This window comes from Pseudomonas sp. GD03903 (genome assembly GCF_029840045.1).
GTDB lineage: Bacteria > Pseudomonadota > Gammaproteobacteria > Pseudomonadales > Pseudomonadaceae > Pseudomonas > Pseudomonas pseudonitroreducens.
Window position 1 is genome coordinate 214,575 of the sequence record NZ_JAOCBT010000008.1, and the last position, 24,603, is coordinate 239,177.

A 24,603-nucleotide genomic window follows, 5' to 3' on the forward strand; every position below is an offset into this window, starting at 1 on the left:
CGATGCCCTGTTGATGCTAATTGTTGGCCGTTCCAAGGGATGTGCCGGGCTTGGGTTATGGACAGTGTCGCTTACTCGCGTTATCCACTGGGCATTGATGCCGGCCAGGGGCTAGGAGTAGATCACGGTTGATCTACCCTCAGTTTTAGTACCGCTGCCTAGCTAGTAGGGCCTGGGGTTCGATGACTGCTCTTGGTTGGTAGTAGCCCGTTGATCAGCGTATCGAAACGACTTTTCTATCCCGATTCTCTTTGATAGCTGACACCGACAGGTTGCCAGTAGCTGCCTCCTGAATGTGCTCGCTCCACCAACTCATCATCGGCCGTCTGCGCTCGATGTAGTCCGCCCGGTTGTAGGCGCTACGGACTTCGTCTTTATCTACGTGGGCAAGCGCCACCTCAATCAATTCTGGATCCCAGCCATGCTCGTTGAGGATGGTGCTTGCCATCGAGCGCATGCCGTGGCTGACCAGGCGCCCTTCGAAGCCCATGCGTTTTAGCGCCATGTTGGCGGTCTGACTATTGCAGTGGGTGCGTGGGTTCCGGTCTGCAGGGAACACATATTCCCGGTGTCCACTGTAGGGTTTGATCGCCTCCAGGAGCGCGAGAGCCTGTTCCGTGAGCGGGACGATATGAGTACGGCGTTTCTTCATGCGTTCAGCGGGAATCGTCCAGATCTTCTTCTCGATGTCGATGTCCGCCCAGCGAGCAGTTGCTGCCTCGGCTGGCCGAGTCATGGTGTGAAGCTGCCATTCGATCAGGCAACGAGTTGTTCTTTTGATGCTGGCATTGGCGATCGCCACCATGAGCTCTTTCAGCTCATCGGGGGGGAGCGCCGCCATGTTCTTTTTCTTTGGCTTCTTGAAAACGGAGCGAATCCCGCTGAGCGGGTTCGCATGAATCAGCCCCGAGTTGACCCCGTAGGTCATGATCTCGTTGAGTCGCTGTGTCAGCCGTTTAACGGTTTCCAGGCTGCCCTTGGTTTCAAGTGGCCGGAGCAGGTTGATGACCTTGGGAGCGTTGATGGCGGAGATCGGAGTGGTGCCCAAGTCGGGGAAGACGTGCAGCGTGAGGGAGCGCCAGATGTCCTCGGCGTAGGCTTGTGTAACCGCATCCTTTTTCAGCTCATACCAAGACGTCGCCACATTCTGGAAGGTGTGTTCAGTCGCTGCTTTCTTGGCTTGCTGCACGGCGTCCCGTTTCTCTTTGGGATCGATACCGTGGGCGAGGAGCTCACGTGCCTCAACAGTGCGCTTGCGGGCTTGCGCCAATGAAACTTCGGGGAAGGTCCCGAGGCCCATGTTGATCCGGTTCTTCGTCACCGGGTGCCGGTAGTTGAAGTTCCAGAGCTTGGAGCCATTGCTTCTCACTCGCATCTGCAGGCCGTCACCATCGCTCAGGACATAGTCCTTCTCTTGAGGCTTGGCGGCTTTGACCTTGAGGTCCGAGAGGCGGGTGGCTTGGGCGCACATGGGGTATTCCAAGAACGGTTTCGGTATTCCAAAAATTACCAGCGGATGGCTTGGAATACCACTTGGAATACCGAATCTCATGGATCCTGCTGGACGCTATCGGATCGTGATGACGCTGGAGGCCCCGTATTTACTGGGTTTTAGGCACAAAAAAAGACGTCCGAGGACGTCTTTAGATGATTATTTGGTGGAGCCGGGGGGATTTGAACCCCCGTCCGCCAGTTCTCCGCTGTCGGTTCTACATGCTTAGCCATCTCTATTAGGTTAACTCCTTGCGGCCCGAGTGGCAGGGCGCTTGGAGCGAGCTGTATGAGTTTTAGCCGTTACGTCTACAGCGAACTTGGCGGCGATCCTGTTCTATATGACAGACCTAATCTTCGGGTTTACAGGCATCCCCTAGGGTCTGCTAGCGGCACTTAGGCTGCTAGGGCGTAGTTGTCGTCGTTGGCAACTATAAAGTTGTGGCAGCTGATTTACGAGAACTGTCACCTACTCGGCATGCCCCTCGAGTTTTGTTACCGGCGTCGAATCCTAATCGGCCCCAAAACCTTTCAAGGTCGGGATTCATTCTACGGGAAAGCCGCCCCGATAGCCACCGGGGCGGTGTAAAGGCTTGTCAGCTCAGGAATTTCAGCACGGCGGCGGCCACCGCCTCGGAGGAGGCCGGGTTCTGTCCGGTGATCAGGCCGCGGTCGACCTCGACGTGGCTCTGCCAGTCCGGGCCCTTGCTGTAGCGGGCGCCGTTGGCCTTGAGCATGTCCTGGACGAGGAAGGGCACTACGTCAGTGAGGCCCACGGCGTCCTCTTCGCTGTTGGAGAAGCCGGTGACGTGCCGGCCCTGTACCAGCGGGCGGCCGTCGAGCCCGCGGGGATGGCGGAACACGGCGGGGGCATGGCAGACGGCGGAGACTGTCTTGCCGCTGGAGTGGAAGGCTTCGATCAGCGCCACGGATGTGCGGTCCTCGGCCAGGTCCCAGAGGGGCCCGTGGCCGCCGGGGTAGAACACGGCATCGTAGTCGTCGGCCTTCACTTCGCTGAGCTTCACGGTATTGGCCAGCTCGGCCTGGGCTGCGCTGTCCTGGCGGAAGCGCAGGGTGGCCGGGGTCTGGGCGTCTTCCTCGTCGCTCTTGGGGTCCAGCGGCGGCTGGCCACCCTTGGGTGAGGCCAGGGTCAGGCTGGCGCCAGCATCCTTGAACACGTAGTAGGGTGCGGCGAACTCCTCGAGCCAGAAGCCGGTCTTCTTGCCGGTGCTGCCGAGCTGGTCGTGGGAGGTCAGGACTACCAGGATTTTCATGCTCACTCCTTCGGCGTATCGCTAGTCGTGCGGCTGCCGCCGAAACGGCAGCCCGGACTGTCAGTGTAGGCAATCAGCCGAGTGCGTCAGCGCGACAAAGTGATGCCCAGATAGGCGGCGTACAGCACACCGTTGAGCATCAGCACCCAGATCGGCAGGCCGCCGCCGCGCTGGGCGTTGATCCGCAACCAGAACGCGGCGCCGAGGGTGATCAGCACGCCGGTGAGTACTTCGATGCGCGGCTGCCAGGGGGTGAGGAGGATGCCGATGGCGGGCAGCAGGGTGCCCTGGAAGACCATGGCGCCGCTGATGTTGCCGAAGGCCAGGGTGTCCTTGCCGCGGCGTACCCAGAGGATGCTGTTGATCTTCTCCGGCAGTTCGGTGGCGATGGGGATGATCAGCAGCGACAGCAGCAGCGCGGAAATCCCCAGGATGTGCGACAGGCCCTCCACGCCGTGGATGAAACCCTTGGCGCCCAGTACCAGCAGTGCCAGGCCCAGCAGGAGTTGCAGCAGGATGGTGGCGAGGTTGGTCGGCAGGCCGATGCGCGAAAGGTACATGTGGTGGTCAGCCTCGGTGCCGTGGCCGTCGTCCACCAGGCTCCGCGATGCACGCAGGGTCAGGGTGATGTAGCCGACGTAGGTGAGTACCAGCAGCACACTGAGACCGATGCGTACGGAGCGCATCTCGGCGGGCACGAACATGGCGATGGTGGCGAAGCTGAATGCGACCAGGAAGAAGTTCAGGTCGCGCTGCATGCCCGTACGCTCGGGGCGGATGCGGCCGAGCAGGCCGCGAGCGCGCCAGGCGGCGAGGGCCATCAGGCAGGTAGAGAGGGTGGAGAGCATCAGCGGCGCGCCGAGGATGGCGCCGACGCCGACTTCCTCGTTGAGGCTGACGTTGCTGGTACCGGCGAACAGGGCGAGCAGCGGAATCAGGGTTTCCGGCAGGGCGGTGCCGACGGCGGCGAACAGCGAGCCGGTGACGCCTTCGGAGATGCCCAGACGTTCGCCGAAGTGTTCGAGGGCGTTGGTGAAGAGTTCGGCGGCGATCAGGATCACCAGCAGCATGCCGAGCAGTTCGAGGATGAAGGTCAGCATGCGTGCAGCTCCAGACAGGTGGAGCGAAGAGTGGGGTGGTGCATCACGGTGAAGCTCCCGGCCGGTGTAGTACCCATGACCACGCATCTCCCCGGCCGTTGCGGAGATCACGTGGTCAAAGGTCTTGCCAGGCAAAGCTGCTGACGACGCCATGGCCTGCGGGCCAAGTGTGTTGACGTCGCCCCCGTTCACGAAAACGGTCGGCTACTCCCCAATGACGCCGCGCATTCTAGCGGATCGGGCGAGCAGCTCAAGCCATGAACTACCAGGTATCGATCAGTGGACGCTTTTTCCCCTGGCGCGGTGCGGGCTTCGGCGTCGATGCCAGGCCACGCAGCAACCAGCGACGGGTGTCGGCCGGGTCGATGACGTCGTCGATCTCCAGATAGCTCGCCATGTTCAGTCCCTTGCCGTTGCGATAGGCAGCGGCGACCAGTTTGTCGAACAGCGCCTGGCGTTCCTGCGCGTCTTCCACGGCGGCCAGCTCCTTGGCGTAGCCGAGACGGATCGCACCTTCCAGGCCCATGGCGCCGAACTCGCCGCTGGGCCAGGCGACGGTGAACACTGCGGCGTGGAAGCTGCCCGCCGCCATTGCCTGCGCACCCAGGCCGTAGCCCTTGCGCAGCACCACGGTGAAGAAGGGCACGCTGAGGCTGGCGGCGGTGACGAACATGCGCGAGACGTGGCGTACGGTGCCGGTCTTCTCCGCCTCCGGGCCGACCATGAAGCCGGGGGTGTCGCACAGGGAGATGATCGGCAGGTCGAAGGCGTCGCACAGCTGCATGAAGCGCGCGGCCTTGTCACCGGCTTCGGCATCGATGGCGCCGCCCAGATGCATGGGGTTGTTGGCGATCAGGCCGAAAGGCTTGCCCTCGATGCGCACCAGCGCGGTGATCATGCCGGCGGCGAAACCACGGCGCAGTTCCAGCACCGAGCCACTGTCCGCCAGTTGTTCGATGACCTGGCGGATGTCGTAGACGCGCAGACGGTTCTCCGGCACTGCATGGCGCAGCAGGCGCTGGTCGGCGCACTGCCAGTCGGCGGTGTCGCCCTGGAAGTAGGCGAGGTACTGGCGGGCGATACGGGTGGCTTCGGTTTCATCCTCCACCAGCACATCGATGACTCCATTGGCGCTCTGCACGTCACTGGGGCCGACCTCTTCGGGGGTGAACCTGCCCAGGCCGCCGCCTTCGATCATCGCCGGGCCGGCCATGCCCAGGCTGGTGTCGCGGGTGGCGATGATCACGTCGCAGCAGCCCAGCAGCGCCGCGTTGCCGGCGAAGCAGCGGCCGGACACCACGCCCACCAGCGGCACCAGCCCGGACAGCCGCGCCAGGCCGACGAAGCTCATGTTGTCCAGTCCGGCCACGCCAACGAAATCGGTGTCGCCGGGTCGGCCGCCGCCGCCTTCGGCGTAGAGCACCAGCGGAATGCGCCATTGCTCGGCCAGATGCAACATGCGGTCGGTCTTCTTGTGGTTCATCACGCCCTGGGTGCCGGCGAACACGCTGTAGTCGTAGGCCAGCACCAGGCAGCGCGCCTTCTCGTCGCCGAACTGCGCGGCGTTGATGCTGCCCAGGCCGCTGACCAGTCCATCCGCCGGGCTGCTGGCGATCAGTTCCTCGACGCTGCGGCGCCGGCGCTGCGCGGCGATGGCCAGGGCGCCGTATTCGATGAAGCTGCCGTCATCGAGCAGGTCGGCGAGATTCTCGCGGGTGGTGCGCTTGCCGAGCCTGTGGCGCTTGGCAACTGCCTCCGGGCGGCGCTCGTCGAGGCCGATGGCATGGCGCTCGAGGACTTCGGCGAGGTCGGCGCGGATCGCGTCCAGATCAATGGCGGCCTCGCTCTGGTTGTCCTGCGCCTGGATGTCTGCCGGTTCGATGAACAGCAGTGCTTCGCCCTCGCCCAGGCTGGTTCCCGGCGCGGCCGCAAGGCTGTGGACGATGCCGCTGGCGCTGGCTTTCACCTCGAACTCCATCTTCATCGCTTCGATCACGGCGATGGTCTGGCCCTGGGCTACCGCATCGCCGGCGGCAACGTTCAGGCTGACCAGCACGCCGGCGCCGGGTGTGGCCAGCGGGGTGCAGCCAGCCGGTGTTGCGCTCGCACGCAGGGCTTGCGCTGCCGCGCCGGCATGGCTGAAGAAGCGGTGCGGGTGGGCGTGATCCTGTGCGCCAAGCAGGGCCGGCAGGTGTTCTTCGATAAAGCGGGTCGTCACCTGGTTGTCCGCCACCGCCGGCTGGCGCAGCAGATTGAGCAGCAGCGGGATGTTGCTCGCCACGCCTTCAAGGCGGAATTCGCAGAGGGCGCGATAGGCGCGCTGTACCAGCTGTGGATAACCACCGTTGCCGTGGACGATCAGCTTGGCCAGCAGCGAATCGTAGCCTGCGCTGTTGCGGTAGCCCGCGTAGCCGTAGCCGTCCACGCGCAGACCGGGGCCGCTGGGTGGTTCGTAGGCACTGAGGGTGCCGCAAGCCAGGTGGGGCGTGCCGTCGCTGGCGAGGCTCTCCAGGTTGATCCGCAGTTGCAGCGCGTGGCCGCGCGGCGCGGGAATCTCGGCCTGGGTCAGGTTCAGCTCGGCGAGGCTGGCGCCGGCGGCGATGCGCAGTTGCGCCTGCACCAGGTCGATGCCGGTCACGGCTTCGGTGATGGTGTGTTCCACCTGCACGCGCGGATTGGCTTCCATGAACACGAAGTCGCCGCTGTCCTCGTCCAGCAGGAACTCGAAGGTGCCCAGGCCGCGATAGTTCACCGCTTCGGCCAGGCGTACGGCGGCGGCGAGAATGGCGCCGCGCAGGCGTGGATGCAGGTTGGGGCTGGGGGCGATTTCCAGCAGTTTTTGGTTGCGCCGCTGCAGGGTGCAGTCGCGTTCCCACAAGTGACTGACGGCACGGCCGTCGCCGATCACCTGTACCTCGATGTGGCGGGCGCGCTGGATCAGGCGTTCGACGTAGAGCCGATCATCGCCGAAGGCCGCACGGGCTTCGGCCTGGCAGCGGGCATAGGCCTCGGCAATTTCATCGGTGCTGCGCACCGCGCGCATGCCGCGACCGCCGCCGCCGGCGAGGGCCTTGATCATCATGCCGGAACCGGCGGGCAGTTCGCCGAAGAAGCGTACGGCGTCTTCCAGCGAAGTGGCGCGGCTGCTGCCGGCGGCCAGCGCCACGCCATGGTCGCGGGCGAGTTCGCGCGCGCGGGCCTTGTCGCCGAAGACGTCGAGAATCTCTGCGGCCGGCCCGACGAAGGTCAGCCCGGCAGCGTCGCAGCGGCGGGCGAACTCTGCGTTCTCGGAGAGGAAGCCGTAACCCGGATGCACCGCGTCGCAGCCTTGGGCCAGGGCGATAGCGATGAGCTGTTGCTGATCGAGGTAGGCGCTGGCGCCCCGCCCTTGCAGTGCCGCAGCCTGGTCGGTCTGGCGCGTGTGCAGCGAGGTGGCATCGTCCTCGGCGTAGATGGCCAGCGTCTGGATACCCAACTCGGCGGCGGCGCGGGCAATGCGGATGGTGATCTCGCCACGGTTGGCGATGAGCAGGCGGGACACAGGCATGGCGATTCCGGTTGTGATTGTTCTGGTCGGCAATCGCTACATCTTAGGGAGCGGGTGGGGCGGGGGAATGAACTGCGACCTTGCGAATGCCAGAGGCTTCGCCGTTCTTATGGGCGGCGACCGGGCAGGTAGCCGGCCGCCGCATCGGGCATCACCCGTTGGCTCCGCCGTCGCCGGCGTTTTTCTTCAGCAGCTGCAGGGCTTTTTCGGTCTGCGCGATGCAGGCCTTGGTGTTACCTGCGGCCTGGGCCTGGGCGGCCTTTTCCTGCAGGCGCATGGCCTGTTCCTGGGCCTGGGTGTTGTTGGTGACGGTCTTTACTGCATCGTCGACTTTCTGCAGGTTGTCGCTGCACAGGTCGGCGGCAAACGCCGGCGAGGCCAACAGCGCGGCGGTGATGAACAGGGCGGCACGTTTCATGGCAGTACTCCTGTCAACTTGATCGTTGTTGCGGACCGTAATGGCGGGCCGTACAGGGTGGACTGCGTTGATTTGCGCGGGGTTCAGGGAATCGGCCCGGCGGTGCTCGGGAGTTCGACGCAAACGCCCAGGCCGGCACCGTCCAGCCCTTCGTGCAGGGAGATGCGGCCGCGGTGGATTTCCACGATGCGCTTGACGATGGGTAGCCCCAGCCCGCTGCCGTTGCTGCTGGCGACGCTGGGGCTGCGATAGAAACGGGTGAAGATCGCCGCTTGTTCGGCCGGCGCCACCCCGGGGCCGTCGTCGCGCACCCAGAGGGTCAGCCGGTCGCCATTGTTCTCCAGGCTGACGGCCACGCGGCCGCCCTCGGGGGTGTAGCGCAAGGCGTTGCCGACCAGGTTGGTGAGCATCAGCCCGAGCCAGGCGGCGACGCCTTTCAGGGTGGCATCCTGGCTGTCCAGGGTCAGTTCGATCCGCTTGTCGATGGCCTGCGGTGCAAGGTCGGCGATGGTGTCTTCGGCCAGCAGGCGCAGGTCCACCGGAGCGAATATCTCGTGCAACTCTTCGGCGTCGAGCCGTGCCAGCAGGAGTATCTGCTCCATCAGTGCGCTGATCCGCTCGACGCTGCGGCTGACCTGCTGCAGGCCGTGGGCGTGGGCGGCCGGGTCGGAGGAGCGCAGCGCCACCTGGGCGTGGGTGCGCAAGCTGGCCAGCGGTGTACGGATTTCGTGGGCGGCATCGCTGGTCAGGCGGCGTTCGGCCTCCATTGCCAGGTTCAGGCGCTCCAGCAGCAGGTTGAGTTCATTGACCAGGCTGTGGACTTCCACCGGCGCCCGGCTCAGCGCTAGCGGATGCAGACTGCGGGCGCTGCGCTGGTGCACCTGCTCGATCAGCCCGCGCAGGGGCGCCAGGCCCTGGCGCACGCCGAACCACACCAGGACGGCAAACAGCGGCAACGCCAGCAACAGTGGGAAGAGGGCGCTGAACAACAGCAGATGCAGGGTCTTGTGGCGGTAGTGGAGGTCTTCGAAGACCCAGATGCGCACTTCATCGGCGCCCGACGTGGTCATCTGCAGTACGCGCCAGTTGACTCCACCACTGGGCAGGTCGGAAAACCCTGGAGGCTGGGCCTCGATACCCTTGGGCGGTTTGTGGATGGCCAGCAGGGGCTGGCCGCGGTACCAGATGGCGTAACCGAGCGTGGCTTCGCGGCGTATCAGCGGCAGCCCTTCGATGGCCTTGCGGCTGCGGGCGAGGACTTCCATGGCATCGCTGGATTGTGGGTCGATGGCGTCGGCGATGTCCACCAGGCTCAGGGCGGCCTGGCCGAAGTCGATCATGTCCTGGTCGTAGAGGCGGTTCACCTGCTCGCGCGTCAGGTGGTAGGTAAACAGACCGGCCACCAGCCAGAGCAGTGACACGCCGCCGATCAGCATCAGCAGCAGACGACGGCTGATGGAGCCGGCGCGGCGCACGCTGCCACTCAAGATTGTGTAGCGCCTTCGGGGCGGTCGATACCGTAGCCGATGCCGCGCACAGTGCGGATCAGGCTGTTGCCCAGCTTGCGCCGCAGGTGATGGATGTGGACTTCGATGGCGTTGCTTTCCAGGTCGCCATCCCAGCCATAGAGTGCTTCCACCAGGCGGGCACGGGACAGCACCTTGCCGCGCTGCTCCAGCAGCAGCCGCAGCAGCGCGTATTCGCGCGGTGCCAGGTCCACCGGTGCTCCGGCCAGGCTGACCTGGTGGGTGGCCGGGTCCAGCGCCAGCTCGCCATGCTGCAGCAGCGGCGCGGCGCGGCCGGTATGGCGACGGGTCAGAGCGCGGACGCGGGCGAGCAGTTCGTCGAGGTCGAAGGGTTTGGTCAGGTAATCATCGGCGCCGGCGTCCAGGCCGGCCACGCGATCGGCCACCTTGTCGCGGGCGGTGAGGATCAGCACCGGGGTCAGGTTGCCGCGGCGGCGCAGGCCGCGAAGTACTTCCAGGCCGTCCTTGCGCGGTAGGCCGAGGTCGAGCACCAGCAGGTCGAACTCGTCCGTCGCCAGGGCCTGCTCGGCGGCCACGCCGTCGTTCACCCAGTCCACGGTGTCGCCTTCCAGACCCAGCCCCGAACGGATGCCGTCACCCAGCAACTGGTCGTCTTCCGCCAACAGGATTCTCATCGTTGCCCCCTTATCGTGCAGCTCCGCCGCCATCCCGAGCAGGATAGCCGGCGCGGCGGCTTTGCGGCAGAGGGTGGCAGCGCTCGCTTAACGTGAAGTTAAGGGGCGAACCAGCAGGAGCGAGCTTGCTCGCGAAAATCCGTCGGCCGTGTCGGCGTCAGGCGGTTCGCGAGCAAGCTCGCTCCTGCGAAAAGCACGTGGTTCCTGGTGTGGATGGAACCTACGCTCTTGCGCGGGTCACGCGGTCGACCAGGTAAACCACGCCGCGATAGTCGATGCCGCCATGGGCGGACAGGCCGATCTCGCAGGTGCGGCTGGTGGAGACGCCTTCCTCGCAGTACTGCACCGCGTCCTTGAGCGTGCGCAGCGAGTGCGCGTTGAGCTCCGGCGTGGTGAATCCCTTGTCGCCGGCGAAGCCGCAGCAGTGGATGCCCTCGGGGATCACTACTTCGCGGGTGCAGCGCTTGACCAGGTCGATCAGCGCCTGGCTTTCGCCCAGGTGCTGGGTGCTGCAGGTGACGTGGACTGCCACCGGTTTGTCCTGCGGCTGGAAGTCCAGGCGCTCGACCAGGTGGGTGCGGATGAACCTCACCGGGTCGTAGATCTTCAGTCGGTCATCGGCCAGGTCCTGCACCAGGCGCAGGGTGCAGGGGCTGGTGTCGCAGTAGATCGGATCGAGGCCGCCACGGCTGGCGCGCAGCAGTTCAGCGAGCAGTTCGTCGCGCTTGGCGTCAGCCTGCTGCTTGTAGCCCTTGGAAGCGAACGGCTGACCGCAGCAGAGGTTGTCGGCGTTGTCCGGGAAGACCACCTGGTAGCCGGCCTTTTCCAGCAACTGGCGGGTCTTGTCGATCAGCGGCATCTGCTCTTCGTCCGCCGCCGCCGGGCCCATGGCGCGGGACACGCAGGCGGTCAGGTAGACCACGCGCGGGCGGTTGTCATCGAGCGTGCGCGGCGCTGCGGCGAGGCGTACTGGTTGCGGCATCGCTGGTGTCCACTGCGGCACGCGGCCCTTGCTGGCGCGGCTGATGGAGGCGCTCAGGCTGGCCAGGCGTGGTGCGCCCAGAACCATGCGCGCACCGTTGGCGGCGTGGAGCATGAATTTCGCGCCCTTCAGTGCGGTTGAGAAGTTGCGCGCCAGCCAGGTGGCGGTGCCGGCGTGCTGCGCTGCTTCGCCGCGCAGCTTTCTGATCAGCTCGCCGGTGTTGATATTCACCGGGCAGCGCTGGGCGCAGAGGCCGGTAGCGGCGCAGGTGTCGATACCCTGGTACTGGTAGTCGCGTTCCAGTTCGCTGGTGTCGACGCCGGCGCGGCGCTTGGCCTGGATGTCACGCCACAGGACGATGCGCTGGCGCGGGCTCAGGGTCAGCCCCTTGGACGGGCAGACCGGTTCGCAGAAGCCGCATTCGATGCACTTGTCGACGATCTCGTTGGCGGCCGGCAGCGGCTTGAGGTTCTTCAGGTGCAATTGCGGGTCGTCGGTCAGCACCACGCCAGGGTTGAGGATGCCGGTGGGGTCGAGCAGACGCTTCAACTGCCACATCAGCTGGTAGGCGTCATGGCCCCATTCCAGCTCGACGAAGGGCGCCATGTTGCGCCCGGTGCCGTGTTCAGCCTTGAGCGAGCCGCCGTACTCCACGGCGACCAGGTGCGCGACGTCGTCCATGAAGGCCGAATAGCGGGCGATCTGTTCGGGGGACTCGAAGCCCTGGGTGAAGACGAAGTGCAGGTTCCCCTCCAGCGCGTGGCCGAAGAGGATGGCTTCGTCGTAGCCGTGCTTGTCGAATAGGGCGATCAGGCGGTTCACGCCTTCGGCCAACTGTTCGACGGGGAAGGTGACGTCCTCGATGATCACCGTGGTGCCGGTCTCGCGCACCGCGCCGACGGCCGGGAAGGTGTCCTTGCGGATGCGCCAGAGCTGGTTGTAGACCGCCGGGTCTTCGCTGAAGTCGACCTGCTTCTCCACCGGGTAATCGGCGATGGAGGCGCTGATCTGCGTGAGCTGTTCGTGCAGCAGCGATTGGGTCGCCGCGCGGGACTCGATGAGCAGCGCGCAGGCGCCTTCGGAGAGGCTCTTCACCCACGCCGGCATGCCCTGCATGTTCTCCACCGAGCGCAGGCTGCGGCGGTCCAGCAGTTCCACGGCGGAGACCGGTTGCTGCTTGAGCACGGTCACGGCCTTGCAGCAGGTCTCCACATCGGGGAAGACGATCAGCGCGCTGGCCTTGTGCGGGTGGTCCGGCACGGTGTCGTAGGTCACTGCGCTGATGAAGCCCAGGGTGCCCTCGGAGCCGACCATCAGGTGGGTGAGGATATCCAGCGGCTCGTCGTAATCGACCAGTGCGTTCAGCGACAGCCCGGTGGTGTTCTTCAGGCGGTACTTGTGGCGGATTTTTGCGGCCAGCTCGGTGTTGGCGCGAGTCTGCCGGCCCAGTTCGGCGAGCTGGTCGAGCAATGCCCCATGGCTTTCGCGGAAAGCGGCCACGTTGTCGGGCAACTCGCTGTCCAGCAGCGTGCCGTCAGCCAGCAGCAGGCGCATGCCGGCCAGGGTGTGGTAGCTGTTCTGCGCGGTGCCGCAGCACATGCCGCTGGCGTTGTTGGCGACGATACCGCCGATCTTGCAGGCGTTGATCGAGGCCGGGTCCGGGCCGATCTTGCGGCCGAACGGAGCCAGCCAGGCGTTGGCCTGGGCGCCGATGACGCCGGGTTGCAGACGAATCTGGGCGCCGCCCTCGCGAATATCGCGGCCGTTCCAGTTGTCACCCAGTACCAGCAGCACCGAATCACTCACGGCCTGGCCGGAGAGGCTGGTGCCAGCGGCGCGGAAGGTCACCGCTACCTGATTGGCATGGGCGGCTTTGAGCAGGGTGGCAACTTCGTCTTCATTCTCGACGCGGATCACCAGCTTGGGGATCAACCGGTAAAAGCTGGCGTCGGTACCGAAGGCCAGGGTCGAGAGCGGGTCATCGAAGCGACGCTCGCGGGGGATCAGGTGTTCTACCGTGTCGAGGAAGGCGGCAGGGAGGCTCATGGCGGCTCCAGTCATCATCGGTGAGTGTGGGCCGCTGGACGGCCCATCGGTGTTCTTTTGGATTCGAACGCACCAAGGTGTGCGTTCACTTGTAGGAGCGAGCTTGCTCGCGAACCGGGTGGGCACGGGGCTGGCAGGTTCGCGAGCAAGCTCGCTCCTACAAAAGCAGAGCGTTTACTGCCCCAACTCGCGCACCAGCGAGTCGCGGGTGATCTCGCTGATGGACTTGGCGCCGGTGAGCACCATGGCCACGCGCATTTCCTTCTCGAACAGGTCCAGCAGGTTCTTCACGCCGGCTTCGCCGTGGGTCGCCAAGGCATAGAGGAAGGCGCGGCCGATGAGCACGGTGTCCGCGCCCAGGGCGATCATGCGCACCACGTCCAGACCGTTGCGGATGCCGGAGTCGGCGAGGATCTTCAGGTCACCCTTCACCGCATCGGCAATCGCCGGCAAGGCGCGGGCACTGGAGAGCACGCCATCGAGCTGGCGACCGCCGTGGTTGGAGACGACGATGCCGTCGGCGCCGAATTTCACTGCATCCCTGGCATCTTCCGGGTCGAGGATGCCCTTGATGATCATCGGGCCGTCCCAGAATTCGCGGATCCACTCCAGGTCCTTCCAGGAAATCGACGGGTCGAAGTTGGCGCCCAGCCAGCCGATGTAGTCGGCCAGGCCGGTGGGGTTGCCGCGGTACTTGGAGATGTTGCCCAGGTCGTGGGGCTTGCCCAGCAGGCCGACATCCAGCGCCCACTGCGGGTGGGTCATGGCTTGCCAGACGCGGCGCAGCGGCGCATTGGGGCCGCTCATGCCGGCGTGGGCATCGCGGTAGCGTGCGCCGGGCACCGGCATGTCGACGGTGAACACCAGCGTTTTCACGCCAGCAGCCTTGGCGCGCTCCAACGCGTTGCGCATGAAGCCGCGGTCCTTGAGCACATAGAGCTGGAACCACATCGGCCGGTCGATAGCCGGCGCCACTTCCTCGATGGGGCAGACCGACACCGTGGACATCGTGAACGGGATGCCTTTGGCCGCCGCCGCGCGGGCCGCCTGCACTTCGCCGCGCCGCGCGTACATGCCGGTCAGGCCGACCGGGGCGAGGGCGATGGGCATGCTCAGCGTCTCGTCGAACAGCTTCGTTTCCAGGCTCAGCTCGGACATGTTCTTCAGCACGCGCTGGCGCAGGGCGATGCCGGCCAGGTCGTCGACGTTGTTGCGCAGGGTGCGCTCGGCGTAGGCGCCGCCGTCGGCGTAGTGGAAGAGGAACGGTGGCAGCTTGCGCTGGGCGGCGGCGCGGTAGTCGGTAGAGGCAGAAATGATCATGGGCGTCCCATCGGTGAAGGTCTGTCGATAAAGGCGTCACGGTGACGGCAGGAACCCAGAACAAACTAGACGCTTTGCCGGGCTTGTTGCAGTTATCGCGTGGCGCCTGGGCCGGCCGCGCCGCTGTTCGCCATGCGAACGACGGCGCGGCGATGACTCCCTTAATGCACGAGCATGCCGGTGAAGATGTAGGCCTGCGCGAGGGTGATCAGACCCACGATGGCGGCGAACATCAGGCTGTGCTTGAGGGTGAAGCGGAACAGGTCGGATTCCTTGCCGACCATGCCGGTGGCGGCGCAGGCCACGGCGATGGACTGCGGCGAGATCATCTTGCCGGTCACGCCACCGCTGGTGTTGGCGGCGACCAGCAGGGTGTCGTTGACGCCGATCTGGTGTGCGGTGGTGGCCTGCAACGAACTGAACAGCGCGTTGGAGGAGGTATCCGAACCGGTGAGGAACACGCCCAGCCAGCCGAGGAACGGCGAGAAGAACGGGAACGCCGCGCCGGTGCCGGCCAGGACCAGTGCCATCGTGGTGGACATGCCCGAGTAGTTGGTGACGAAGGCGAAGGCCAGCACCATGCCGATGGAAAGGATCGGCCATTTCAGCTCGAGCAGGGTTTCCTTGAAGGTGGTCAGACCAGTTTTTGCGCTGATGCGCAGGACCACCATCGAGATCACGGCAGAGAGGAAGATCGCGGTGCCCGTGGCCGAGACCGGGTCCAGCTTGAACACGGCGGCGATTGGCGTCGGGTTGGCGACGATGGGTGCGGTCTTCACTACAAGCTGGTCGAGGTGCGGGATGGCGAAGTTGAACACCAGGCTGTACAGCGTGCCGCCCGGAGCGAAGAGCGCCTTGAACGGCTTCAGGGTCCAGATGGTGACCAGCACGGTCAGTACCAGGAAGGGCGACCAGGCCTTGAGGATTTCGCCGAAGCTGTAGGGCGTCGGTTCCGCGCCGCGCGGGCCGTTGCCGCCCATGACGGCAGCGCCGCCGGTGGTGGCAACCACTTCACGCTCGCTCGCCGGCTGCCACACCTTCAGGAACAGGGTCAGGGAGATCAGGCTGACCAGGGCGGAGGTGATGTCCGGCAGTTCCGGGCCGATGAAGTTGGAGGTGAAGTACTGGGTGATGGCGAAGCTGCCGCCGGCGACCAGCGCGGCAGGCCAGGTTTCCTTCACGCCCTTGAGGCCGTCCATCATGAACACCAGCCAGAACGGTACGAGGATCGACAGGAACGGCAGTTGGCGGCCGGTCATGGCGCCGATCTTGAAGGCATCGATCCCCGTGACCTGGCCGGCGACGATGATCGGGATGCCCAGGGCGCCGAAGGCCACCGGGGCGGTGTTGGCGATCAGGCACAGGCCGGCGGCGTACAGCGGGTTGAAGCCCAGGCCGACGAGCAGGGCGGCGGTGATCGCCACCGGCGCGCCAAAGCCCGCCGCACCTTCGAGGAAGGCGCCGAAGGAGAAGCCGATCAGCAGTACCTGCAGGCGCTGGTCGCCGGTGATCGACAGCACCGAACTGCGGATCACCTCGAACTGGCCGCTCTTGACCGTGAGTTTGTAGAGGAACACCGCCGCGACGATGATCCAGGCGATCGGCCACAGACCGTAGGCGAAGCCGTAGCCGGCGGCAGCGAGGGCCATGTCGGCGGGCATCCCGAAGGCGGCGATGGCGATGATGATCGAGAGGGCGAGGGTGATGCTGCCGGCGACGTGGCCCTTGAGGCGGAACACGGCGAGGGCGAGGAAGAAGAACACGATCGGAATGACGGCGACCAGCGCGGACAGGCCGAGGCTGCCAAGCGGGGTATAGATCTGCTGCCAGGTTTGCATCTGGATTGGCTCCCTAATTGTTTTTGGGTGGAGGGCCTTGTTGCCGGTCGGGCGAATCCGGGGCGCTTGTGGCGCTGGCAGTGGTCGACTGATCGCGGCTTTTTAGTTTTCGTGAACTTGTTGTCGTGCAATTCAACTTCCGGTAAATTGGTATGACCAATTTACAAGGCTGAGCGCTCAGGGTAAAAGCCCTGCTGGCGGCATGTCAATTTGCTGCTCTGCGACTTTTGTCGAGCGTGATCGCCAGGGTGCGGCGCCCTTGTTGCCGGCAACGGCACTGGTTAGGCTGCCGCGCGCTGCGCAGATCGCGGCCTGGGGCGCGGCCCGCAGCGAGAGAACGAGGGAGTCCAGCAGCATGGGTTTTGGTCAGGTCAAGCAGCGCCGTCTGTCGGACGACATCGTCGAGCGGCTGGAAGCAATGATCCTCGAGGGCACCCTCAAGGCGGGCGAACGGCTGCCCGCCGAGCGCGTGCTGGCTGAACAGTTCGGTGTCTCGCGGCCGTCACTGCGCGAGGCGATCCAGAAGCTCGGCGCCAAGGGCCTGCTGGTCAGCCGCCAGGGTGGCGGCAACTACGTCAGTGAAGGGCTGGGCTCGATGTTCAGCGATCCGCTGTTGCATCTGCTGGAGAGCAATCCCGAAGCGCAGCGCGACCTGCTGGAGTTTCGTCACACCCTCGAGGGCTCCTGTGCCTACTACGCGGCGCTGCGCGCAACCGAGGTGGACCACCAGCGCCTGAAACAGGCCTTCGACGCGTTGCAGGACTGTTACCTGCGCGTCGGAAAGGTCAGTCGGGCGGAAGAGGGTGCGGCGGATGCGGCCTTCCACCTAGCCATCGCCGAAGCCAGCCACAACGCCGTGCTGCTGCACACCATTCGCGGGCTGTTCGACCTGCTCAAACGCAACGTGGTGACCAATATCGGCGGGATGTACGCGCAGCGTGACGAGACCCGCGAGCAACTCATGCGCCAGCACCGCGAATTGTACGAGGCGATTATCGGCGGCCACGCAGAAGCGGCGCGGGAAATTTCCCAGCGCCATATCGACTACGTACAGGAAGTGCTGGCCGAGGTGCAGGCGAAGGAATTGCGCCTGCAGCGGGCACAGCGACGCCAGGGCGCCTGAGAGCGGTTGCAGGCCTCAGGCGACGAGCTGCAGGCAGTTGCTCGCAGCCAGAAGCCTGCCGCTTGCAGCTGCTTTAGTCGTCCTTGCCGTGACGAATGGCGCGCTGGATTTCCCGGTCGGAGTCACGCTCCTTCTCGGTGCCGCGCTTGTCGTACTCTTTCTTGCCCTTGGCCAGTGCGATCTCGCACTTGATCAGGTGCTTCTTCCAGTACATCGACAGTGCGACACAGGCGTAGCCCTTCTGCTGCACGGCGCCGAACAGCTTGCCCAGCTCGCGCTTGTGCAGCAGCAGCTTGCGCGTGCGCACCGGGTCGGCGATGACGTGGGTGCTGGCAGTGGTCAGCGGCGTGATGTGGCTGCCCAGCAGCCAGGCCTCGCCATCCTTGAGCAGCACGTAGCTGTCAACCAGCTGCGCCTTGCCGGCGCGCAGGCTTTTCACTTCCCAGCCGGCCAGGGCGACGCCCGCCTCGAAGCGCTGCTCGATGAAGTAGTCGTGCAGAGCCTTCTTGTTCTGCGCGATGGTCCCCGAAGGGTGTTTCTTCTGTTTAGCCATAGGCCGCGCATTATAGGGAGTCGCTCGCCGCGCCGCTATCGGGACAGCATGTGACGGCATGCAAGCTTGAGGGTGCGTGACTAATCTCGGAGAATGCGCGCTGTTTTTTTGATCAGCGGGCGTATCGATCGCCCCACAACCAAGCGAGACGTCTATGAGCACGCATATCCAGCGTTCGGCGCTGCTGCCCTACCCGGCGAAGGCGCTGTACGACCTGGTCAACGATGTGGCGCGCTACCCGGAGTTCCTGCCCTGGTGTTCCGCCTCCACCGTGCTGGAGGAAAGCGATACTGCCATGCGCGCCGAGCTGACCGTGGCCAAGGGCAGCATCACCCAGCGCTTCACTACCCGTAACGTGCTGGTGCCGGGGCAGAGCATCGAGATGAATCTCGAGGAGGGGCCCTTCACCCAGCTTCATGGTGTGTGGACCTTCAAGGCTCTGGGCGACAAGGCCTGCAAGATTTCCCTCGATCTGACCTTCGACTATGCCGGCGCGCTGGTGAAGGCCACGCTCGGCCCGCTGTTCACCCAGGCGGCGAACACCATGGTCGATGCCTTCTGCCAGCGCGCCAAGCAGTTGCATGGCTGAGTCCGCGAACATCGCCATCGAGGTTGTCTACGCGTTGCCGGAGAAGCAGGCGCTGCTGCGCCTCAGCGTTCCGCGCGGCACGCGGATGCGCGAGGCAGTGTTGCTGTCGGGCATCGTTGCGCAATTTCCCGGCCTGGATGTGCAGGGCTGCCCGCTGGGTATCTTCGGCAAGGTGGTCGCCACGCCCGAGGAGCGTGTGCTGGAGGAGGGCGAACGGGTGGAAATCTACCGTCCGCTGATCGTCGACCCCAAGGAAGTGCGCAAGCAGCGGGCCGCACGGGCCAAGGCGGCGCGCGGCTGACTCCTGTGCGATGCTGATCGCCGTGCGATGAAATCGCAGGCAACAAAAAGCCCGGCACTGGCCGGGCTTTTTCGTTGGAGCGAATCCCTTACTGCGGATTCTTGTCCAGCGGTTCCGGAGTTGGAATCGGCACGGTTTCCACCTGGTCGACTTCCTTCTGGATCTGCTCTTCCACGGAGCCGGGCTTGGCCGGTTCTTCCTTGGGCTGTTCGGGCTGCTGCTGGGTCGGCTGCGACGGCGTGGTGGCCGGGCTGCCTTCCTTGCCGAGGATCGACTCGTCGCGGCTGACGCCGGGCATGAAGTCGCCGTTCAGGCCGACCAGTTGGTCGTTCTGGCCAAAGTACAGGCTCATGCGCTCCTGCTGGCGCTGACCACCGCCGGGCTGGATGCTGTAGAGGTAGTCCCAGCGATTGGGGTGGAACGTGTCCACGATCAGGGGGTTGCCCATGATAAACCGCACTTGGCGCCGGGTCATTCCGGGCTTCAACTGGTCTATCATGTCCTGCGTTACAACGTTGCCCTGCTGGATGTCGATCTTGTAGACCCCCGGGAACGAGCAACCGGCGAGTGCGGCGAGTCCCAGCCCGAAAGCGAGACTGGTCAGCATGAGCTTGGCGTTTTGCATCAAGGGGTGACTTCCACTATCTTGGCTGAGCGACGAAATCCCGATCATACCTGTATTGAGAGATGCTGCGAAGCATTCCGCGCCGAGAAAGCACACATGGTTGAAAATAGCGAACTGCGCAAAGCCGGACTGAAGGTCACACTGCCGCGCGTCAAGATCCTCCAGATGCTCGATTCCGCCGAGCAGCGCCATATGAGCGCAGAGGATGTTTACAAAGCGCTGATGGAGGCGGGTGAGGACGTCGGTCTGGCCACTGTCTATCGTGTCCTGACCCAGTTCGAAGCCGCCGGCCTGGTGGTGCGCCACAACTTCGACGGCGGCCATGCCGTCTTCGAACTGGCCGACAGCGGTCACCACGACCACATGGTCTGCGTCGATACCGGCGAAGTCATCGAGTTCATGGACTCGGAAATCGAGAAACGCCAGAAGGAGATCGTCAAGGAGCGCGGCTTCGAGCTCGTCGATCACAATCTGGTGCTCTACGTGCGCAAGAAGAAGTAAGCGCACGCGGATGCAGAAACGGCGACCCTTGGGTCGCCGTTTTCGTTTGTGCAGTTCTTTTGTAGGAGCGAGCTTGCTCGCGAACCGCACGGCGCTGAATAGGCCGGGAAACCCGTTCGCAAGCGAGCTCGCTCCTACAAAGAGGCCCAAGGTGATTGGGAATGATCAGCCTTGTACGGCGGAGTCCACCATCTTGCGTGCGTGGGCCAGGGATTCCTTGGTCAGGTCGACGCCGCCGAGCATGCGGGCGATTTCCTCGATGCGTTCGGCCTTCTTGAGATTGGCCACGGCGGTGCGGGTTTCGCTGGTGTCGCGGTCCTTGTGCACGAACAGGTGCTGGTGGCCCTGGGCAGCGACCTGCGGCAGGTGGGTAACGGTCAGTACCTGGCCGCGATCGCCAAGGCGACGCAGCAGCTGGCCGACCACTTCGGCGGTGGGGCCGCCGATACCGACGTCCACTTCGTCGAAGACCAGGGTGGGGGTGCGCGAGGTTTGTGCCGTGATCACCTGGATCGCCAGGCTGATGCGCGACAATTCGCCACCCGAGGCGACCTTGGCCAGGCCCTTCATCGGCTGCCCGGGGTTGGCGCTGACCAGGAACTCCAGTTGCTCCAGGCCGCTGACCTGCGGTTCTTCCGAGCTGGTTTGGCGCAGTTCGATGGCGAAGCGCCCGCCGGGCATGCCCAGGCGCTGCATTTCCACTTCCACGGCCTTGGCCAGATTCGGTGCCGCGTCCTGGCGGATATGGCTGAGCTCGTCGGCTTTCTCCTGGTAGTGGCGGGCATAGGCGGCCAGTTCGTCGCCCAGGCGCTCCACGGCTTCGTCGTCGGCGTTCAGCGCTTCCAGTTCGTCCAGCAGGCGCTGTTGCAGGTCCTGCAGCTCGTGTGGCTGTACGCGGTGCTTGCGGGCGAGGCTATAGATGGCGTCCATGCGCTCTTCCAGCTGTTGCAGGCGCATGGGGTCGGCATCGAAGTGATCGACGAAGCGGTTCAGCTCGCCGATGGCTTCTTCCACCTGGATCTGCGCGCTGGACAGCAGGTTCACCGCTTCGCCCAGGGCGGCCGGTTGGCTCTGGAAGGCGGTGAGCCGATTGAGGCTGGAGGTCAGCGCTGACAACACATTGCCGGCATCGTTTTCACTGCACAGCTCGACTACCTGGCGGCAGGCTGCGATCAGGCTGCCGGCGTTGCTCTGGGTCTTGTGTTCGGCTTCCAGTGACTCCAGCTCGTTGTCGCCCAGGCCGAGGTTTTCCAGTTCTTCCAGCTGATAGCTGAGCAACTGGTGGCGGGCACGCTGCTCGTCACCGTTGCGCGACAGGCGGTCGAGCTCCTGGCGGGTCTGCTTCCAGCGCTGCGCGGCGAGGTGTACCTGGCGCGCCAGATCCTGGCTGCCGGCGTATTCGTCGAGCAGGCGGCGATGGGTGTCGGCCTTGAGCAGCGACTGGTGCTCGTGCTGGCTGTGGATGTCGATCAGCAGTTCGCCCAGATGCTTGAGGTCGCCCAGCGGGCAGGGCGTACCGTTGATGTAGGCGCGCGAGCGGCCTTCGGCGGTAATCACCCGGCGCAGGATGCACGGGCCGTCCTGTTCCAGGTCGCGCTCGGCGAGCCAGTCGCGGGCCTCGGCAATCGCGCTGACATCGAAGCTGGCGAGAATGTCCGCCTTGTCGGAGCCAGGGCGTACCGCGCCGCTGTCCGCCCGGTCGCCCAGGGCGAGGCCAAGGGCGTCGAGCATGATCGACTTGCCGGCGCCCGTCTCGCCGGTGATCACGGTCATGCCGGCGGCGAGCTCGAGATCGAGGTGCTCGACGATGGCGTAGTTGTGAACGGAAAGATGAACCAGCATGGGCGGTGGCTCCGTAGATAGGTCTGGTTATTTATACAGTATTTTTTGTCGCTGGCAATTCCCTCCGCGTCGCCGATATGCCGGCCCCTGAAGTGCCGGCCCTTGAAGTCGGAGAAAGGCGCCCCATATACACGGCAGAGCCGCGGACCATTGGGTTCGCCTTGTTTTCAAAGGCTTATTTTCTTTTTTTAGGAGAGTGGCATGTCTGACGAACAACAGACTCAGGATTCCCAGTTCAACGAGCAGCCGGACGCCGGCGCTACCGGGGATCTGAACGCCCGCGTGCTGGAACTGGAAGAACAGGTCGCCGCGGCGAAGGATCAGAGCCTGCGCGCCGTTGCCGAGCTGCAGAACGTCCGCCGTCGTGCCGAGCAGGACGTGGAGAAGGCGCACAAGTTCGCCCTGGAGAAATTCGCCGGTGACCTGCTGCCGGTCGTCGATACCCTCGAGCGTGCGCTGGAGATGTCGAATCCGGAAGACGAGGCGATCAAGCCGATGCGCGAAGGCATCGAGCTGACGCTGAAGATGTTCCACGACACGCTGGTGCGCTACAACCTCGAGCCAGTCGACCCGCACGGCGAGCCGTTCAACCCGGAACATCACCAGGCCATGGCCATGGAAGAGAGCATCCGTCTCGAGCCGGGCAGCGTGGTCAAGGTGTTCCAGAAGGGTTACCTGCTCAATGGTCGCCTGCTGCGCCCGGCAATGGTCGTGGTCAGCAAGGCACCGGAACAAACTCCGCCTTCGATCGACGAGAAGGCTTGAAATCCACCACCCGGTCCCCATCTGGGTAATCAACCGAGCCAAAGACCCGCAACAGGGTCAGCGCGGAATCTAATTTCTGGAGAGTGAAATATGGGCAAAATCATTGGTATCGACCTGGGGACCACCAACTCCTGTGTGTCCATCCTGGAGAACGGTAACGTCAAGGTCATCGAGAACGCCGAAGGCGCTCGTACCACCCCGTCGATCATCGGCTACGCCAACGACGGCGAAATCCTGGTAGGTCAGCCGGCCAAGCGCCAGGCTGTGACCAACCCGACCAACACCCTGTACGCGGTCAAGCGCCTGATCGGCCGTCGCTTCGAAGAAGAAGTCGTACAGAAAGACATCAAGATGGTCCCGTACAAGATCGTCAAGGCTGACAACGGCGACGCGTGGGTCGAGGCCAAGGGCCAGAAGATGGCTCCGCCGCAGGTCTCCGCCGAAGTCCTGAAGAAGATGAAGAAGACCGCCGAGGACTACCTGGGCGAGCCGGTCACCGAAGCGGTCATCACCGTTCCGGCCTACTTCAACGACAGCCAGCGTCAGGCCACCAAGGACGCCGGTCGTATCGCCGGTCTGGACGTCAAGCGCATCATCAACGAACCGACCGCGGCTGCGCTGGCCTATGGCCTGGACAAGGCCAAGGGCGACCACACCATCATCGTCTACGACCTGGGTGGCGGTACCTTCGACGTTTCCGTGATCGAGATCGCGGAAGTCGACGGCGAGCACCAGTTCGAAGTACTGGCCACCAACGGTGACACCTTCCTCGGTGGTGAAGACTTCGACCTGCGCCTGATCGACTACCTCGTCGAGGAGTTCAAGAAAGAATCCGGCATGGACCTCAAGGGCGACCCGCTGGCCATGCAGCGCCTGAAGGAAGCTGCCGAGAAGGCCAAGATCGAGCTGTCCTCGACCCAGCAGACCGACGTCAACCTGCCGTACGTCACCGCTGATGCCTCCGGCCCGAAACACCTGAACGTCAAGGTTTCCCGCGCCAAGCTGGAATCCCTGGTGGAAGACCTGGTCACCCGCACCATCGAGCCGTGCCGCGTTGCGCTGAAAGACGCAGGCCTGGACGTCTCGAAGATCGACGAAGTGATCCTGGTCGGCGGCCAGACCCGCATGCCGCTGGTGCAGAAGACCGTTGCCGAGTTCTTCGGCAAGGAAGCGCGCAAGGACGTCAACCCGGACGAAGCCGTTGCCATGGGTGCTGCCATCCAGGGCGCGGTACTGGCCGGCGACGTGAAGGACGTGCTGCTGCTCGACGTCACCCCGCTGACCCTGGGTATCGAAACCCTCGGTGGCGTGATGACCGCGCTGATCGACAAGAACACCACCATCCCGACCAAGAAGTCGCAGGTGTTCTCCACTGCCGATGACAACCAGGGCGCCGTGACCATCCATGTGCTGCAGGGCGAGCGCAAGCAGGCCGGGCAGAACAAGTCGCTGGGCAAGTTCGACCTGGCCGACATCCCGCCGGCTCCGCGCGGCGTGCCGCAGATCGAAGTGACCTTCGACATCGACGCCAACGGCATCCTGCACGTCGGCGCCAAAGACAAGGCCACCGGCAAGCAGCAGTCCATCGTGATCAAGGCCTCCTCCGGTCTGTCCGAGGACGAGATCCAGCAGATGGTCCGCGACGCCGAGGCGAATGCCGAGGAAGACCGCAAGTTCGAGGAGCTGGCCGCTGCCCGCAACCAGGGTGATGCGCTGGTCCACGCCACTCGCAAGATGGTCACCGAGGCTGGCGACAAGGCCACCGCCGAGGAGAAAGCCGCCATCGAGAAAGCCCTCGGCGAGCTGGAAGTTGCCGTGAAAGGCGACGACAAGGCCGAGATCGAGGCGAAGATGAATGCGCTGTCCCAGGCATCCACTCCGCTGGCGCAGAAGATGTACGCCGAACAGCCGCAGCCGGGTGCTGCCGCTCAGGGCGAGGCCGCTGACGACAAGGCTGGCGACGATGTCGTCGACGCCGAGTTCGAAGAGGTCAAGGAGAACAAGTAAGCCGCGTGCTTGCTTCCGCTCCGGCGCACCGACCAGCGTGTCGGTGCGCATGAAACGTCACGCGGGGGCTTGCTCCCGCGTTGGCGTGTCTGGGGGAGAGGTTTTCAAGGTGCAAAGAAT

At 64.6% G+C, this 24,603-nt stretch carries 19 protein-coding genes, 1 other RNA gene and 1 riboswitch; of the genes, 6 read left to right on the forward strand and 14 right to left on the reverse strand.

What is annotated here, in order from left to right; genetic code table 11:
- Positions 1 to 214: 214 nt before the first annotated feature.
- The 11 genes from N5C91_RS15335 to N5C91_RS15385 form a co-directional block, all read right to left on the reverse strand.
- Positions 215 to 1,471, reverse strand: a complete 1,257-nt coding sequence (locus N5C91_RS15335) for an integrase domain-containing protein (protein WP_117341300.1) — start codon at positions 1,469 to 1,471, stop codon at positions 215 to 217.
- Positions 1,472 to 1,656: 185 nt separating this feature from the next.
- Positions 1,657 to 2,014, reverse strand: a transfer-messenger RNA (tmRNA) gene (gene ssrA / locus N5C91_RS15340).
- A 73-nt stretch (positions 2,015 to 2,087) separates the two neighbouring features.
- Entirely contained in the window at positions 2,088 to 2,765 is a 678-nt protein-coding gene (locus N5C91_RS15345; RefSeq protein WP_236175234.1) for a type 1 glutamine amidotransferase domain-containing protein, read from the reverse strand.
- 86 nt (positions 2,766 to 2,851) lie between these two features.
- Positions 2,852 to 3,865, reverse strand: a complete 1,014-nt coding sequence (locus N5C91_RS15350; RefSeq protein ID WP_236175233.1) for a sodium:calcium antiporter — start codon at positions 3,863 to 3,865, stop codon at positions 2,852 to 2,854.
- 52 nt (positions 3,866 to 3,917) lie between these two features.
- A riboswitch (yybP-ykoY riboswitch) is annotated at positions 3,918 to 4,090 on the reverse strand.
- Positions 4,091 to 4,127: 37 nt separating this feature from the next.
- Positions 4,128 to 7,412: a carboxyl transferase domain-containing protein gene (locus N5C91_RS15355; RefSeq protein ID WP_279830332.1), complete on the reverse strand. Its 3,285-nt coding sequence runs from the start codon at positions 7,410 to 7,412 to the stop codon at positions 4,128 to 4,130.
- 151 nt (positions 7,413 to 7,563) lie between these two features.
- Positions 7,564 to 7,830: a hypothetical protein gene (locus N5C91_RS15360; RefSeq protein ID WP_279830333.1), complete on the reverse strand. Its 267-nt coding sequence runs from the start codon at positions 7,828 to 7,830 to the stop codon at positions 7,564 to 7,566.
- A gap of 83 nt (positions 7,831 to 7,913) precedes the next feature.
- Positions 7,914 to 9,266, reverse strand: a complete 1,353-nt coding sequence (locus N5C91_RS15365) for an ATP-binding protein (RefSeq protein ID WP_279830383.1) — start codon at positions 9,264 to 9,266, stop codon at positions 7,914 to 7,916.
- Between the two features lie 47 nt (positions 9,267 to 9,313).
- Positions 9,314 to 9,991 (reverse strand): response regulator, encoded by a 678-nt coding sequence (locus N5C91_RS15370; RefSeq protein ID WP_236175230.1) that lies wholly within the window; start codon positions 9,989 to 9,991, stop codon positions 9,314 to 9,316.
- Between the two features lie 220 nt (positions 9,992 to 10,211).
- Entirely contained in the window at positions 10,212 to 13,019 is a 2,808-nt protein-coding gene (locus N5C91_RS15375; protein WP_279830334.1) for an FAD-binding and (Fe-S)-binding domain-containing protein, read from the reverse strand.
- Between the two features lie 174 nt (positions 13,020 to 13,193).
- Complete coding sequence (gene lldD / locus N5C91_RS15380; protein WP_236198906.1) at positions 13,194 to 14,339, reverse strand: FMN-dependent L-lactate dehydrogenase LldD; 1,146 nt, start codon at positions 14,337 to 14,339, stop codon at positions 13,194 to 13,196.
- A 161-nt stretch (positions 14,340 to 14,500) separates the two neighbouring features.
- On the reverse strand, positions 14,501 to 16,177 hold the full coding sequence (locus N5C91_RS15385) for a lactate permease LctP family transporter (protein WP_279830335.1): 1,677 nt from the start codon (positions 16,175 to 16,177) through the stop codon (positions 14,501 to 14,503).
- Between the two features lie 355 nt (positions 16,178 to 16,532).
- On the opposite strand from N5C91_RS15385, the gene N5C91_RS15390 reads away from it, so the two are divergent.
- A complete protein-coding gene (locus tag N5C91_RS15390) occupies positions 16,533 to 17,300 on the forward strand; it encodes an FCD domain-containing protein (RefSeq protein WP_236175226.1) in 768 nt (255 codons plus the stop codon).
- A gap of 73 nt (positions 17,301 to 17,373) precedes the next feature.
- Here N5C91_RS15390 and smpB read toward each other — a convergent pair whose 3' ends face one another.
- Positions 17,374 to 17,853 (reverse strand): SsrA-binding protein SmpB, encoded by a 480-nt coding sequence (gene smpB, locus N5C91_RS15395; protein ID WP_017518965.1) that lies wholly within the window; start codon positions 17,851 to 17,853, stop codon positions 17,374 to 17,376.
- A 154-nt stretch (positions 17,854 to 18,007) separates the two neighbouring features.
- Here smpB and N5C91_RS15400 point away from each other — a divergent pair, with 154 nt between their 5' ends.
- Together N5C91_RS15400 and N5C91_RS15405 are read left to right on the forward strand one after the other, a co-directional pair.
- The gene (locus N5C91_RS15400) at positions 18,008 to 18,442 is read left to right on the forward strand and encodes a type II toxin-antitoxin system RatA family toxin (protein WP_045216710.1); all 435 of its coding nucleotides are present in this window, start codon (positions 18,008 to 18,010) and stop codon (positions 18,440 to 18,442) included.
- Entirely contained in the window at positions 18,435 to 18,743 is a 309-nt protein-coding gene (locus N5C91_RS15405; protein WP_279830336.1) for an RnfH family protein, read from the forward strand. Before N5C91_RS15400 ends, N5C91_RS15405 begins: the two co-directional genes overlap by 8 nt.
- 88 nt (positions 18,744 to 18,831) lie before the next feature.
- Here N5C91_RS15405 and N5C91_RS15410 read toward each other — a convergent pair whose 3' ends face one another.
- Positions 18,832 to 19,368 carry an outer membrane protein assembly factor BamE gene (locus N5C91_RS15410; protein ID WP_236175224.1) on the reverse strand — a complete coding sequence of 179 codons (537 nt, stop codon included), beginning with the start codon at positions 19,366 to 19,368 and terminating at the stop codon, positions 18,832 to 18,834.
- 96 nt (positions 19,369 to 19,464) lie between these two features.
- Here N5C91_RS15410 and fur point away from each other — a divergent pair, with 96 nt between their 5' ends.
- Positions 19,465 to 19,869: a ferric iron uptake transcriptional regulator gene (fur, locus tag N5C91_RS15415; RefSeq protein WP_009613072.1), complete on the forward strand. Its 405-nt coding sequence runs from the start codon at positions 19,465 to 19,467 to the stop codon at positions 19,867 to 19,869.
- Positions 19,870 to 20,034: 165 nt separating this feature from the next.
- On the opposite strand, the gene recN is transcribed toward fur, so the two are convergent.
- Entirely contained in the window at positions 20,035 to 21,711 is a 1,677-nt protein-coding gene (recN, locus tag N5C91_RS15420) for a DNA repair protein RecN (protein WP_279830337.1), read from the reverse strand.
- Positions 21,712 to 21,912: 201 nt separating this feature from the next.
- Between recN and grpE the strand changes: the two genes are divergently transcribed.
- Both grpE and dnaK read left to right on the forward strand, forming a co-directional pair.
- Positions 21,913 to 22,476, forward strand: a complete 564-nt coding sequence (grpE, locus tag N5C91_RS15425; RefSeq protein WP_236198904.1) for a nucleotide exchange factor GrpE — start codon at positions 21,913 to 21,915, stop codon at positions 22,474 to 22,476.
- 90 nt (positions 22,477 to 22,566) lie between these two features.
- Positions 22,567 to 24,483 (forward strand): molecular chaperone DnaK, encoded by a 1,917-nt coding sequence (gene dnaK, locus N5C91_RS15430; protein WP_236175221.1) that lies wholly within the window; start codon positions 22,567 to 22,569, stop codon positions 24,481 to 24,483.
- Positions 24,484 to 24,603: the final 120 nt, after the last annotated feature.